This window comes from Marivivens niveibacter (assembly GCF_002150005.2).
Lineage (GTDB): Bacteria > Pseudomonadota > Alphaproteobacteria > Rhodobacterales > Rhodobacteraceae > Marivivens > Marivivens niveibacter.
The window spans coordinates 180,432-194,847 of sequence record NZ_MSPP01000004.1; the positions used below are offsets into that span (position 1 = coordinate 180,432).

The following is a 14,416-nucleotide window of genomic DNA, read 5'->3' on the forward strand; positions in this document are numbered from 1 at the left end:
GTTCTACGATTTAAACTGCCACGTCCGAGTCGGAAAGATAAGGCGATACAATGCCCAAACCAGATCCCTTTGGCTTTGACATGTCTGTGTCAGCCGCAAAAAAGAAAAATCCTCGTGGTCGCCGTGGAATGTCCGGCGCTGTGGAATCATCAAACCGTCAGTGTGACCACGAAGGTTGCGAAGAGGCCGGAAAATACCGCGCGCCCAAATCGCCCGATGTTTTGGATGAATTCCTGTGGTTCTGCAAAGAACACATTCGCGAATATAACCTGAAATGGAATTTCTTTGACGGCACAACCGAAGCCGAGCTGAATGCCCAGATGACCAAAGACAAGGTTTGGGAACGTGACACCAAGCCGTTTAAGAAATCGGTCGAAGAAAAAGCATGGGCCCGTCTGGGTATTGATGACGCGCATCAGGTTCTAGGTGGCAACGCGACCCGCAATCCGGCCAAAAACGGTGGTGCGACCCGCCGTCTGCCTGCGACCGAACGTCGTGCGCTAGAGGTTCTGGACGCCAAAGATACCATGACCAAGGCCGAAATTCGCAAGATTTACAAAGCGTTGATCAAAGTTCTACACCCAGACATGAACGGCGGCGACCGTAGCCAAGAAGAACAGCTGGGCGAAGTTGTCTGGGCATGGGACCAGATCAAAGTCAGCCGCAGTTTCAAAGACAAGTAATTATTGCAGGCGGGCGAACAGGCGATCTTGTTCCGTCCGCCAGCACCGCATCATCAGATGCACAGACCATAGGCCCGCGATCCACATCGACGCCGTCCAGGGTGACCCGATAATCAGCATTACAATGGCAAATGGCCCAAACATTGTACCGAATATCGGTAGCATGAATGATCCCGCGATCAGGCCGACCAGTGCGGTAAACCACAGACCGCCTAAAATCGCCTTTCCCGCGCCCCTTACGCCACAATGACCGAACAGGTCGCTGGATATACGCAGCGCCATGTATCCGCCCGACAACGATACAGCGACGATCCAGATGCGATATTGGACCCATGCGTGATCAGCACCAAAGGTATCAATTGCCTGTAGACCCATGATTGCGCTTAGCGCGACGGACGTGACAAAGGCGCCAACAAGGTTGCGGTCACCTGTTGTCAGCGGAACAAACCCCTGAAGGTTTGAGATGGTCGGGGCGACCCTATGGCGCAAATTCCAGTCCATTTCGCTTTTCAGTGACAGATTGGTCGGTCAACTGCGACCAAAATCTTAGAAACGGACTGTTTCACCTTTGCGACCATTCGCGCAGGATACGGAAAACATGACGATGCCCCCTTTTACTTGGCGCACTTACAGCTATGTTGCTGCCAAGGATATTTGAGACGCAAGGAAGGTTGAAATGCTCGACCAAAACGCAAAGCCGACTGAAGAAATCGATGTTCGCGAAGTCTTTGGCATCGACAGCAATATGAAGATCAAAGGCTTTGCCGAACGTACCGACCGCGTTCCTGCCATCGATCCAACCTATAAATTTGACCGCGACACGACTTTGGCCATTTTGGCTGGTTTCGGCTACAACCGACGCGTGATGGTTCAGGGCTACCACGGCACAGGTAAATCGACTCACATCGAACAGGTCGCTGCCCGCCTGAATTGGCCGACCGTGCGCGTCAACCTGGACAGCCACATTTCCCGTATCGACCTGATCGGCAAAGATGCGATCAAACTGAAAGACGGCAAACAGGTCACTGAATTCCACGAAGGCATCCTGCCTTGGGCGCTGCGCAACCCGACCGCGATCGTGTTTGACGAATACGACGCTGGCCGTGCAGACGTTATGTTTGTGATCCAGCGCGTTCTGGAAACCGATGGTAAACTGACCCTGCTGGATCAGAACGAAATCATCACGCCGAACCCATTCTTCCGCCTGTTCGCCACTGCGAACACCGTTGGTCTGGGCGACACCACCGGCCTGTACCACGGCACCCAGCAAATCAACCAAGCCCAGATGGACCGTTGGTCGCTGGTCGCCACGTTGAACTACCTGTCGCATGACGCAGAATCGGCGATCATCCTGTCCAAGGCGCCGCACTACAACAACGAAGAAGGCCGCAAAACCATCAGCCAGATGGTCACCGTTGCCGATCTGACCCGTACCGCATTCATGAACGGCGACCTGTCGACCGTTATGTCGCCGCGTACCGTGATCGCTTGGGCGCAGAACGCTGAAATCTTCCGTGATGTTGGTTATGCGTTCCGACTCACCTTTATGAACAAATGTGATGAACTGGAACGCCAGACCGTCGCAGAGTTTTTCCAGCGCTGCTTCGATCAGGAACTGCCTGAAAGTGCGGCAAGCATCGCGATCTAAAACACTTGATCAGAACAAAATCTCAGAACGGCCTACACTTTCGGGTGTGGGCCGTTTTCCGTTTGGATCGCCCCACGGGTGCAGGCGGATAGCCACAGCACGTTTACGTTGATTGACATAAAAATGTCATGTTTGCTTAAAACATGACCACTTTGAAAACTCTCTTAGTGACCCTTTTGTGGCTAACAATGACGACCCCATCACAAGCCGCAACCGCGATGTCCGAAGACCCTTTGCGTCTGTTCGCGACCTGCTCTGGTCGGCTATCAGCCCATTGGGAACATCAGTGGTTGGCACAGGATTTGGAACCGCAGATCGAACAATCACAGCGCGACCAAATGAATGCGCTCATTTACACTCTGCTTAGCGACGAAACCGCGTCGGACGTTTTGAACTGGCGGATCAATGCGAAACACGCACATGCCCGCCTGCTGTCCCAAGCAAGTTTTTCATTTGATGCCGAAGCAGCGGAATGGGCGTTAAAACGTGCCCAAGAAGAGGTGGAATCCTGCCTTGGTCTGATGCTGAACTGACATCCCCCACTGGTCATTAGATATATCGCGGTCTAGATTACCCCCGACGACAAAGTTGGACCGTGAAGATGAAGCAATCAGACAACCCCGCCGACCCGTTCAAAAAGGCATTGGTCGAAGCGACCAAGGTCATGGCGGATGATGCCGAATTGTCGGTCAACTTTACCGTTGATCCTCCGGGTTTGACCAAAGATTCCATGCGCCTACCGCAGGTCAGCCGCCGCATGACCAAAGCCGAGGTTCTGCTGGCCCGCGGCACCGCCGATGCGCTGGCGCTGCGCCATAAATTCCACGACCCGTCGGTTGCGGCCCGCTATGCGCCGCAAGGCCAATTGGCGCGCGATATTTTCGACGCCATGGAAATCGCCCGCACCGAAGCCGTCGGCGCAAAATACATGCCAGGCACGGCCAGCAACATCGACGCCAAAATCGACGTCGAGGCATCGCGCAAAGGCTATGACCAGATCACCAACATGAGCGAGGCCCCGCTGGCCGTCGCGGCGGGTTACCTGATCCGTCATTTGGCCACAGGTCGTCCGCTGCCCAAAGGCGCGGACAACGTGATGGAGCTATGGCGCGGCTATATCGAAGATCAGGCTGGCGGCACCTTGGAAAATCTGGCTGAAACGCTGGACGACCAAAAGGAGTTCGCAAAATTCGCTCGCCAAATCATCGACGATCTGGGTTATGGCGATCAGCTGGGCGATGATCCCGATCAAGAAGACGATCAAGATGACGGTGCCGAAGAAGACGCCGAAGAAGAAGAAAACCCAGATTCCACCGGCGAGGATGAACAAGAGGATCAAGAATCCGAAGCATCCCCCGAACAACAACAAGAACAGCAACAGGACCAGCAACAGGCCCAAGTCAGCGCCGATGACATGGCCGAAGACGAGCTGAGCGAAGAGACCGAGATGCCAGAGGGCGAAGCCCCGATGGATCCGCCCCCTCCTCCGCCTGTGTCGGATGCGGACCCTGATTATCAGGTGTTCAATACCGAATTCGACGAAGAGGTCGGCGCAGAAGATTTGGCCGAACCCGCCGAATTGGAACGCCTGCGCGCCTATCTGGACCAGCAGCTAGAACCGCTAAAGGGTGCTGTTTCGCGCCTTGCCAACAAACTGCAACGCCGCCTACAGGCGCAGCAAAGCCGCAGTTGGGAATTCGACCGCGAAGAAGGCATTTTGGACGCGGGCCGATTGGCGCGTGTGGTTGCGAACCCGACGACTCCGCTGTCGTTCAAAATCGAAAAAGACACCGAATTCCGCGATACCGTTGTGACGCTTTTGCTGGATAACTCGGGTTCGATGCGAGGTCGCCCGATTTCCATCGCCGCGATCTGTGCCGACGTTCTGGCCCGCACGCTCGAACGCTGCGCGGTCAAGGTCGAGGTGCTGGGTTTCACCACCAAAGCGTGGAAAGGCGGCCAATCGCGTGAACAATGGCTGAATAACGGACGGCCTTTGCAGCCAGGTCGCCTGAACGACCTGCGCCACATCATTTATAAATCTGCAGACGCCCCAATGCGCCGCACCCGCGATAATCTGGGCCTCATGATGAAAGAGGGCCTGCTAAAAGAAAATATCGATGGCGAGGCTTTGGAATGGGCGCACCGCCGCATCATGGCGCGTCCTGAACAGCGCAAAATCCTGATGGTGATTTCCGATGGCGCGCCCGTTGACGATTCCACCCTATCGGTGAACCCAGCCAACTATCTGGAAAAACACCTGCGCGATGTGATCGACATGGTCGAAAAACGCAAAGCGGTCGAACTGATCGCTATCGGCATCGGCCACGACGTGACCCGCTATTACGACCGCGCGGTCACCATCACAGACGCAGACCAATTGGCTGGTGCGATCACCGAACAATTGGCCAGCCTGTTTGACAGCGACCCGCGCGCCCGTGCCCGAGTGATGGGCATGAAACGCGCCGGTTAATCCCTATTCAGAAAGGAACGCGTAACCGTGTTTCAAACATTTGATGTGCCGTTTTCTGGCGACCAAGGTCCATCGCGTTTGGCGGCGCTGCGTGCACAAATCGTAGATCATGACATAGACGGGTTTCTGGTCCCGCGCAGTGATAAATATATGGGCGAATATGTTGCCCCCTGCGATGAACGTTTGGCGTGGCTGACCGGATTTACAGGGTCTGCAGGTTTCGCTGCGATCCTGCCTGATATTGCCGGCGTGTTCGTGGATGGCCGCTATCGTTTGCAGGTCCGCGATCAGGTTGCCGATGTGTTCACGCCCGTCGACTGGCCAGAGATCACACTGGCAGGTTGGCTGAACGAACATGCGCCGTCTGCGGTGATCGGCATAGACCCTTGGCTGCACACCGTTCGTGATGTCGACGCCCTGCGCCAAACCGCAAAGAATGTGACGTTGAAATACGTGCCGAATTTGGTTGATGCCATTTGGACAGATCGCCCAGATGCACCTATTGCGGCGTTTTTTGCCCAACCACTGGAATATGCTGGCGAAGATCACGCATCCAAACGCACGCGCATCGCCGCAGAGTTGCGGGATTCAAATATTCGAGCAGCCGTGCTGACGCAGCCTGATTCAATCGCATGGCTGTTGAACATTCGTGGCGCAGACATTCACCATAATCCCGTCCCACAAAGCTTTGCCCTGCTATTCGCAGACGGTACATGTCACCTATTCTGTGACCCAGCCAAAACAGCGGAAATAGTGGACCATTTGGGGCCAGACATCGCCGTCCTGCCGCAAAACGGATTTATTGCATCGCTCGCTGATCTGGACGGCCCAGTATTGATCGATCCAGCGACTTGCCCCGACATTGTCCGCAGTAGCTTGGGTGATATTGCGCAGTTTGGCAGCGATCCATGCGTTCTGCCAAAGGCCCGTAAAAACGCTGCTGAATTGCAAGGCGCGCGGGACGCACATTTGCGCGATGCTGTTGCGATGTGCCAGTTCCTGCATTGGTTAGACGGTGCCTCGGGCATCACGGAAATCGATGTGGTCAGCAAACTGGAATCATTCCGCCGCGATACCAACGCGCTGCGCGACATTTCCTTTGATACTATCGCCGGATCGGGCCCGAATGGTGCCGTGATCCACTACCGCGTGACCCATGATACAAACCGCCAACTGCAAGACGGAGATCTGATCGTTGTGGACAGCGGCGGTCAGTATATCGATGGAACAACAGATATCACGCGCACGGTCGCCATTGGCACTGTGGGCGATGACGAACGCGATTGTTACACCCGTGTCCTACAGGGCATGATAGCGGTCAGTCGCGCCCGTTTTCCGCACGGCGTTGGCGGCAATCACTTGGATGCACTAGCGCGAGCGCCGCTTTGGATGGCAGGGCTGGATTACGATCACGGAACCGGACACGGCGTAGGATCGTTCCTCTGCGTTCACGAAGGCCCCCAAGGCCTGTCTCGCCGAGCAGAGACCCCGTTGACCGAAGGAATGATCCTTTCTAACGAACCGGGCTATTATCGCGCTGGCGCCTTTGGTATACGCATCGAGAACCTGATCGCCGTGCACCCAGCGTCGCAGCTAGACACGGGCGATGCACACCGCAGTCAGCTGTGTTTTGAAACGCTGACTTGGGTTCCTTTCGATCGGCGGTTGATTAACACCGCCATGTTGTCCCGCGACGAATTGACGTGGATTAACAGTTATCACGCGACGGTACTGGACAAGGTTGGACCAAACCTGTCACCTGCCGTCAAAGTCTGGCTAGAGGCAGCCTGTGAGCCGCTTTGACGCCTGATTGTCATATGTCGCCGCTATTGTGGCGGCAAAAGTTTTTATAGGAGGAGCCGACATGGCCGATCACATCACCATCCGTCCAGCTGGCGGAACCTGGGTCGTGCGCGCCGGTGGCGCAGTGTTGGGGGAAAGCTCGGACGCGCTAGAATTGATCGAAGGCGACATGGCGCCTGTTATCTATTTCCCGCGTAGCGATATTGCTATGGCATTTCTGGACGCATCGGACGCGACCAGCCACTGCCCATACAAAGGCGATGCCAAATATTTCAACATCGTTGCCAAATCTGGGCCGATCAAAGATGCTGCATGGACCTATGAAACGCCGTCTGAAAATGTCGCGCAGATCAAAGACTATCTGGCGTTCTACACCAGCAAAGTTGCTGTCGAACAAGTCTAAGCGTGTTCTTCGGCCGTGACTGCCGACAGGGCACGGTTAAACGCACGCAACGCATCCACATGAAATAAGGCGCCCTGCACATCTGGTTGGGCGTCTTTTTGCATTTTGACAACGGGAACAAAGCTTTGCCCCGCTGTTTCAAAAAGCGGCATGGCCGTATCCAGCGTGGCATCAATGTCAACATAAACGCCCTGTTGCACCAGTTCCTGACAGGCATCGATATTTGCGGCGCGCGGATGATCGTTTGACCGCATCACCGTGGCAATCGCAAAGGTAGACAACAGATAGGCCTGTGGACCCGCTGCAATCGCGACCCCGCGACGGTTGAGCTGCGTCAGGAAAAACGACCGTGACACTAATCGCGATGTCAGCGCAGTCGATGCCGCAACAGCCACCAAAACCGCCAAACCTGTCTGCCAATCACCCGTAAATTCAAACACAATCACCGCAGTGGAAATTGGTGCGCCCAGCACGGCCGCCGCAACAGCGCCCATACCCGCCAACGCATAGAGCGTCGCGCTACCTGACATGTCTGGAAATAATGCGGTCGCCACCAAACCAAAGGCCAATCCAGATAGTGCGCCAACAACCAAAGAGGGCGAAAAGATTCCCCCGCCCATGCGCCCGCCAAAAGTGACAGCCACGGCGATCACCTTGACCACGGTAAAGGTCACAGCTTGCCAGAAAATCAATTGCCCCGCCAACGCATCAGCAGTGATACCGTAGCCGACCCCGATAATATGCGGAAATTTCAGCGCAATAACACCCAGTAGCGCGCCAGCAATCGCAGGGCGCAGATACCGCGGGAAACCAAGTTTCCTTTGCAGTTCAGATCCGACTGCTTCGGCAAAGAAAATGCTGCGAATGAGGGCGAAACCGACAATACCGGACAAAAGGCCCAGCAAAAGAAAAGCAGGCAGTTCGATATAGAATTCCAGCGCCGTCGTGGTTGGCAATGTATATTCGGTCACATCGCCTAGAATTATGCGGCTCACAACCGTACCCGCGACAGACGCCACCACAATCGGTGCAAAGGCCCGAACTGCGAAATGGCGCAGAACGACCTCTAGCGCGAATAACGCACCAGCGATGGGCACGTTAAAGCTCGCCGATACGCCCGCAGCGACAGCACAGCCCAATAAATCGCGGCCCGTAATTCCATCTGCATTGAGCCATTTGGCCGCCGTTGTCGACATAACTGCGGCAAGGTGCACGACCGGACCTTCGCGGCCCGATGATCCGCCCATGGCCAAGGTTACAAAGCTTGCCACTGCCGAGGCGAGCCCCTCTTTGCGTTCAACGCGGCCGTCGTTCAGGGCAGCGCCCTGAATAACGTCCGCAACGGCGCGCACCCGACCGTCAGGCGTAAATCGATCCAGAACCAATCCCACGATCAGTCCGCCTACGATTGGGATTAAAATAACCCAAAACCATGACAAGCTGGCCGCTGACCGATGCAGTGTTTGAATATGGTCGGTTTGGTACAAAAACGATTGCAGAGACTCGATACCAACCCGAAACCCGACGGCAATCAAACCGCCAGCAATCCCGATGCACAGGGCTACAATCCATAATTTGGCCGCTGTTGGACCACCATGGCGCAATCCACTCCACGCACGCCGAGCGTCATTGACGGATACAGACCAAACGTCACCCCAGAATCGATTGCTGTTTTGCGCCATATCCCTGCCCTTTTGCGCGTTAGTTAACCGATTCACATGGCGAAGATCATGACCAAACCGACAAATGCCTCATCTTTAAACGGCAATTCGCACAGAAATTAATCAAATTGATCCGTATATTTCTATTCCACCGCGAAAATAGGCCATAACTTTAACAAACCGTTACATGTGGATGCTATCGTGAGGGGGTATTGAAGAGAACTATTCCTCCTGACCTTCGGGTCCAAAATGAATACTTCGTTCTGACAAGCGTGAGTGGCTGTTGGTTCATTTTTTCAGAAATATCAGGCGGGCCTTGTGCCCGCCTATTTTCTTTGAACCGTTAGGATGCTGCGGAGATGAGCGCATTTGCAGCGGCGCGTGCCTCGGATGTGATCCGATCACCCGAAATCATCCGCGCGATTTCATCCACGCGCGCATCATCACCCAATGGAACAACGGTCGACAAAGTTTGGGTTTCCGTCTGCCGTTTTTCAACGCGCCAATGATGCTGACCCAAGGCTGCAACTTGCGGCGAATGCGTGACGACCAGTACCTGTCCACCTTTGGCAATGCTGGCCAAACGGCGACCAACTGCATCAGCCGTAGATCCGCCAACGCCGCGGTCGATTTCATCGAAGATCATCGTAACGCTGCTGTCTTCGTCGGTTAGGCAAACCTTTAGCGCCAATAGAAAACGGCTTAGTTCGCCGCCAGACGCAATTTTATTCAGCGGTCCTGCTGGCGCGCCCGGGTTTGTTGCAACGGTAAAGGCGACCTCGTCGCGGCCCTCTGGCCCCTCCTCGGTCGCCGTGACAGTCGTCACGAACACAGCCCGTTCCATTTTCAGGGGCGCCAGTTCTGTGGCCATAGCAGCATCCAGACGCGCCGCTGCCGCAGTGCGTGCAGCAGTCAATTCAGTTGCTGCGGCATCATAAGACGCCTGAGCGGCCTCCATCGCGGTTTTCAAATCCGCAAGGTCGCGTTCCCCACCATCAAGCAGATCAAGTTTTGCCCGCAAACCATTTGCATGTTCGGCCAGATCATCCGGCTGAACATTATATTTACGGGCAAGACCACGAATAGCGAAGAGCCGTTCTTCGGTCATTTCCAGATCGGCCGGATTGAATTCCAAAGCATCAAGACAGTCTTCGACACCGCGTTGGGCGTTACCCAATTCATCCATAGCACGGGCCAATGCCGCAAGTGGATTATCAAGACGACCTTCGGCTTTGTCAGCAGCACCATCGAGCCAGCGCATGGCATTGGACATAGCGCCCTCTGCCCCGTCATAACCCAATGCATTCAGAGCCTGCGCAACGTCATTGCGGATCTTTTCGGCGCCTTGCATGAGGCGGCGTTTTGTATCCAACTCGGCCTCTTCACCCGGTAGTGGGTCAAGTTTATCCAACTCGCCCACAGCATGGCGCAAGAATTCTTCTTCGGCGCGGGTTTCAGCGATCTTGGCTTCGGCTGCCTCTAACGCCTTGCGGGCAGCAGCAACGCCCCGCCATGCTGAACGCGTTGCCGACAATAGGGTGTCGACTTTGGCAAAACTATCCAACAACACGCGGTGACCGCGCGGATTTAACAGCCCACGATCATCGTGCTGTCCGTGCAATTCGATCAACACCTCGGACAATTTGCGCAACACTTCGCCCGATACGCGGCGATCATTTACCCAGGCTGTTTTGCGGCCTTCTGCGGTATTCACCCGCCGCAGAATCAATTCATCGTCTGCTTCTATCCCAGCCTCAGCCAAAATCGCGTTTGCGGGGTGATTGGGGCCTATGTCGAATTCTGCGATGACTTCGCCTTGGGCGGCGCCCTGACGCACCAGATCGGCACGGCCGCGCCAGCCCAAAACGAACCCAAGCGAATCCAGCAGGATCGATTTACCCGCACCGGTTTCACCGGTCAGCACATTCAATCCGGGTTGGAACTCGAGCTCCAACCGGTCGATGATCAACATATCACGAATATCTAGTCCGCGCAGCATGGGTCGCCTATCGGATTATAGCCATTCACCACGGATCATCTGACGATACACGGCAGCCAGCCAGCTATCGCCGATGAGGTTCGGTTGCAGTCCATTTTCAGTCAACAAGGCGTAAGTATCTGCGTACCAATCGGTCGATTGATAGTTATGCCCCAAAATCGCGCCTGCGGTTTGCGCTTCGTCGATAAGACCTAGTGACAGATAGCTTTCGACCAAACGGTGCAACGCTTCTGGTGTGTGGCTGGTCGTTTGGAACGCTTCGACCACGACACGGAAACGGTTAATCGCAGCCTGATAGTGACCACGTTTCAGATAATACCGACCGATTTCCATTTCCTTGGCGGCCAAATGGTCAAACGCCAAATCGAATTTCAGGATGGACGACTGTGCGTAGTCACTGTCTGGATAGAGCTCGATTACTGCGCGTAGCGCCTGCAATGCTTGGAACGTCAAACCCTGATCGCGGCCGATTTCATCAATTTGATCGTAGTACGACAACGCCAACAGATATTGGGCATAGGCCGCATCATCGGACGCAGGATAAACATCCAGATACCGTTGTGCAGCCGCACGGCTGTTTTCGTAATCTTTGTCTTTGTGGTATGAATAGGCCTGCATGATCAGCGCACGTTTTGCCCATTCAGAGTAGGGATATAGCCGTTCAATTTCACCGAAATAAAACGCCGCGTCATCCGCCTGATTGCGGTCTAGTTCGAATTCACCGCGCTGAAAGATTTCTTCGGCTGTATAGGTTTCCAGCGCACCTTCGGCGCGCGGATCATAGCCCGAACATCCAGCAATCGCTGTCACTGACAGAACCGCCAATCCAAAAATGGTCCGCTTCAATGGGCCCGTTTTCAGCTGTGCCATGACGATCCTCGACGTTATTGCTCGACATTGGAACGGTGTTGAACCCGTCCTTCGCACATGGTCTAGCATAGAAAAATGCGGTGCAAAATGCCTTTTGGAGGTGACGTGGTCACAGTTCAGGCAACAACCGACAGATCGGCAATATTCACGCCCACGCCTGGCAAACGCGCTGCGATGGATGCATCACAGTTGACCCATCGCCATGCGGTTGGCGTATCAAACAGCGCGCACAGCAATTTGTTGGTCAGCGCATGCCCTGCGCGATGCCCTGTATAGCGCCCTAAAATGGGTGCCCCAGCGGTATACAAATCGCCCAATGCGTCTAGCATTTTATGACGCACGGCTTCGTCGCTGTGGCGCAAACCACCTGGTGATAAAACGCGGTCCCCATCAACGACAACGGCGTTTTCATATGTTCCGCCCAAAGCCAAACCAGCCTTGTGCATCGCATCAACATCCGAATTGCGACAGAACGTACGGCTATCGCACAGTTCGCGAACAAACGCGCCATTCGCCATGTTCAGCGTTTTTTCCTGATGACCAATAGCGGCATCTGGGAAATCAATTTCAAAATCGATCTGCAAAGATGTTGCAGGAGACAACCGCGCAAAGGCGTCGCCGTGCGATACCTCGACCGTTTCGCGAACTTCAATGGCACGCAGTGGTGCGCCTAGGCGGCGCAAACCTGTCGTCACAATCTTGCGTACAAATTCAACCGAACTGCCGTCCAGAATGGGAACCTCTGGGCCGTCGATATCACAAATTACATTGTGAACCCCAGTACCGGCCAATGCCGCCATAACATGTTCGATCGTTGAAACACTAACGCCAGCGCCGTTTTCAAGACGTGTGTTCAGTGGTTCCTGAATGACGTTTGACCAGATCGCAGGGATGGTAGTGTCGCCGGACAGATCAACGCGGCGGAACACAATACCCGTTCCCGCACTCGCAGGACGCAGCACCAAACGGGCGGGTCGGCCAGAATGAAGCCCCACACCATCAAACGCAATTTGAGTGTTCAGAGTTGTCTGCACGTACGTCACCTTTCGTTACAGATTAAGTAAAATCTTGGAACGAAACCCTCAACTCACTCTTTGCAACGGACTGAAACATTCGAAACACATCCTTTAAAACGCTGTATACAAAGCAAAAAGGCCGCCCAAACGGACGGCCTTTTGTTTAATTTATCAGCAAAGTTAGTTCGCTTGACGACGCAGGAACGCGGGAATCTCGATCTTTTCCTGCTCCGGGTCAGTCTGATGCGACTCTTCTTGCGATGGCTGAACCTGTGGCTGCGCTTGGGTGCGCGGCGCTGGCTGTTCGGCCTCTTGTGCGCCACCGGTCATACGACCGATCAGCGAATTCAGGCCGAAACCGCGGCGTTGTTCAGGCTCTGCTGCTGGGCGGGTCGCCGCTGGAGCAGTAGGCTGTGCAGGCGCGGATGGTGTTTTGTTTACAGCCGCTTGCAGACGTGCCAGTGCCTCTTGGCTTGGTGTGCCTGGCGCTGGTGCGCGCGGAGCAACGAACGATTCAGCAGGAGCCATTGTTGGCTCTGGGCGCGGTGTATACGCAGGCGGAGGCAGATCATCCGAAGTTTCTTCGAATGCGTCGAATTCCTCTTCCACAGCTTCTGGCGCTTGGAACTGGTCGTCGAACAATGTGCGTTCTTGCGGAGCTGGAGCAGGCGCAGCGACAGGTGTCGCAGCAACTGCGGCTGGAGCCGGCGCTGGTGCTGGCTCTGCAGCAGGTGCTGGTACTTCTGCAGATACAGTGTTGGTTAATGGTGCAGACATCGAACGGCGTGGCAGCGGGGTATCCGCAACGCCAACGGACGCATCAATACCAGTTGCAACAACCGACACACGCATGTTGCCTTCCATGTTCGGATCCAGCGTGGAACCAACGATGATGTTTGCGTCTGGGTCGACTTTTTCGCGGATTTTGTTCGCTGCTTCGTCCAGTTCGAACAAGGTCAGATCGTAACCACCGGTGATGTTGATCAGAACGCCGCGTGCACCCTCTAGGCTGATTTCGTCCAGCAGTGGGTTAGCGATGGCCTGTTCGGCGGCCTCGACTGCGCGATCTTCGCCAGCTGCTTCGCCTGTACCCATCATCGCTTTGCCCATCTCGTCCATGACGGAACGAACGTCAGCAAAGTCTAGGTTGATCAGACCAGGGCGAACCATCAGGTCGGTCACGCCTTTAACACCTTGGTACAGAACGTCATCCGCCATTGCGAAAGCTTCAGTAAAGGTGGTTTTTTCGGTCGCCAGACGGAACAGGTTCTGGTTTGGAATGATGATCAGCGTATCAACAACCTTTTGCAGGGCTTCGACACCTGCTTCGGCTTGCTTCATGCGCTTGCCGCCTTCAAACTGGAACGGCTTGGTCACAACACCAACGGTCAGAACGCCCAATTCACGCGCTGCCTGCGCGATGATCGGAGCCGCACCGGTACCGGTGCCACCGCCCATACCAGCGGTGATGAAGCACATGTGTGCGCCCGCCAGATGATCGACGATCTGTTCGATGCTTTCTTCAGCTGCCGCCGAACCAACGGATGGACGCGCGCCTGCGCCCAAACCTTCGGTAACTTTGATGCCCATCTGAATTTTCGATGTGGCTTGCGACTGCTGCAGAGCTTGAGCGTCGGTGTTCGCGACAACGAAATCAACGCCTTCTAGCTGCTGTTCAATCATGTTGTTGACGGCATTGCCGCCAGCGCCGCCTACACCGAAAACGGTGATCCGGGGTTTTAACTCTTCATTCCCGGGCATGGAGAGATTCAATGCCATACTCTGTCCGCCTGTATGTTATGGGGCCCGTCCCATCGGGCACTCTTCACTAATTACCCCCCACAGTAACGTGCCATAAAG

The 14,416-nt window shown here is 55.0% G+C and carries 12 protein-coding genes; 6 read left to right on the forward strand and 6 right to left on the reverse strand.

The window, feature by feature from the left end:
• Window positions 1-50: 50 nt before the first annotated feature.
• Entirely contained in the window at window positions 51-683 is a 633-nt protein-coding gene (locus BVC71_RS12495) for a J domain-containing protein (RefSeq protein ID WP_086452013.1), read from the forward strand.
• On the opposite strand, the gene BVC71_RS12500 is transcribed toward BVC71_RS12495, so the two are convergent.
• Window positions 684-1,184 carry a hypothetical protein gene (locus BVC71_RS12500; protein WP_086452014.1) on the reverse strand — a complete coding sequence of 167 codons (501 nt, stop codon included), beginning with the start codon at window positions 1,182-1,184 and terminating at the stop codon, window positions 684-686. It lies immediately after the preceding gene.
• A 175-nt stretch (window positions 1,185-1,359) separates the two neighbouring features.
• On the opposite strand from BVC71_RS12500, the gene cobS reads away from it, so the two are divergent.
• From cobS to BVC71_RS12525, 5 genes are all read left to right on the forward strand, one after another.
• Complete coding sequence (cobS, locus tag BVC71_RS12505) at window positions 1,360-2,331, forward strand: cobaltochelatase subunit CobS (RefSeq protein WP_086452015.1); 972 nt, start codon at window positions 1,360-1,362, stop codon at window positions 2,329-2,331.
• 188 nt (window positions 2,332-2,519) lie between these two features.
• Window positions 2,520-2,864, forward strand: coding sequence for a hypothetical protein (locus tag BVC71_RS12510; protein WP_086452016.1), 345 nt, complete (start codon window positions 2,520-2,522; stop codon window positions 2,862-2,864).
• 68 nt (window positions 2,865-2,932) lie between these two features.
• Window positions 2,933-4,804, forward strand: a complete 1,872-nt coding sequence (gene cobT, locus BVC71_RS12515) for a cobaltochelatase subunit CobT (RefSeq protein ID WP_086452017.1) — start codon at window positions 2,933-2,935, stop codon at window positions 4,802-4,804.
• Window positions 4,805-4,831: 27 nt separating this feature from the next.
• Entirely contained in the window at window positions 4,832-6,607 is a 1,776-nt protein-coding gene (locus BVC71_RS12520) for an aminopeptidase P family protein (RefSeq protein WP_086452018.1), read from the forward strand.
• A gap of 61 nt (window positions 6,608-6,668) precedes the next feature.
• Window positions 6,669-7,010: a DUF427 domain-containing protein gene (locus tag BVC71_RS12525; protein ID WP_086452019.1), complete on the forward strand. Its 342-nt coding sequence runs from the start codon at window positions 6,669-6,671 to the stop codon at window positions 7,008-7,010.
• On the opposite strand, the gene BVC71_RS12530 is transcribed toward BVC71_RS12525, so the two are convergent.
• The 5 genes from BVC71_RS12530 to ftsZ form a co-directional block, all read right to left on the reverse strand.
• Entirely contained in the window at window positions 7,007-8,692 is a 1,686-nt protein-coding gene (locus BVC71_RS12530) for a chloride channel protein (RefSeq protein ID WP_086452020.1), read from the reverse strand. The two genes, BVC71_RS12525 and BVC71_RS12530, sit on opposite strands and share 4 nt — an antisense overlap.
• Window positions 8,693-9,014: 322 nt before the next feature.
• Window positions 9,015-10,670: a DNA repair protein RecN gene (gene recN, locus BVC71_RS12535; RefSeq protein WP_086452021.1), complete on the reverse strand. Its 1,656-nt coding sequence runs from the start codon at window positions 10,668-10,670 to the stop codon at window positions 9,015-9,017.
• Window positions 10,671-10,685: 15 nt separating this feature from the next.
• Window positions 10,686-11,540 carry an outer membrane protein assembly factor BamD gene (locus tag BVC71_RS12540; RefSeq protein WP_086452022.1) on the reverse strand — a complete coding sequence of 285 codons (855 nt, stop codon included), beginning with the start codon at window positions 11,538-11,540 and terminating at the stop codon, window positions 10,686-10,688.
• 116 nt (window positions 11,541-11,656) lie between these two features.
• On the reverse strand, window positions 11,657-12,574 hold the full coding sequence (gene lpxC / locus BVC71_RS12545; protein WP_086452023.1) for a UDP-3-O-acyl-N-acetylglucosamine deacetylase: 918 nt from the start codon (window positions 12,572-12,574) through the stop codon (window positions 11,657-11,659).
• A 162-nt stretch (window positions 12,575-12,736) separates the two neighbouring features.
• Window positions 12,737-14,335 carry a cell division protein FtsZ gene (ftsZ, locus tag BVC71_RS12550; protein ID WP_086452024.1) on the reverse strand — a complete coding sequence of 533 codons (1,599 nt, stop codon included), beginning with the start codon at window positions 14,333-14,335 and terminating at the stop codon, window positions 12,737-12,739.
• Window positions 14,336-14,416 lie beyond the last annotated feature (81 nt).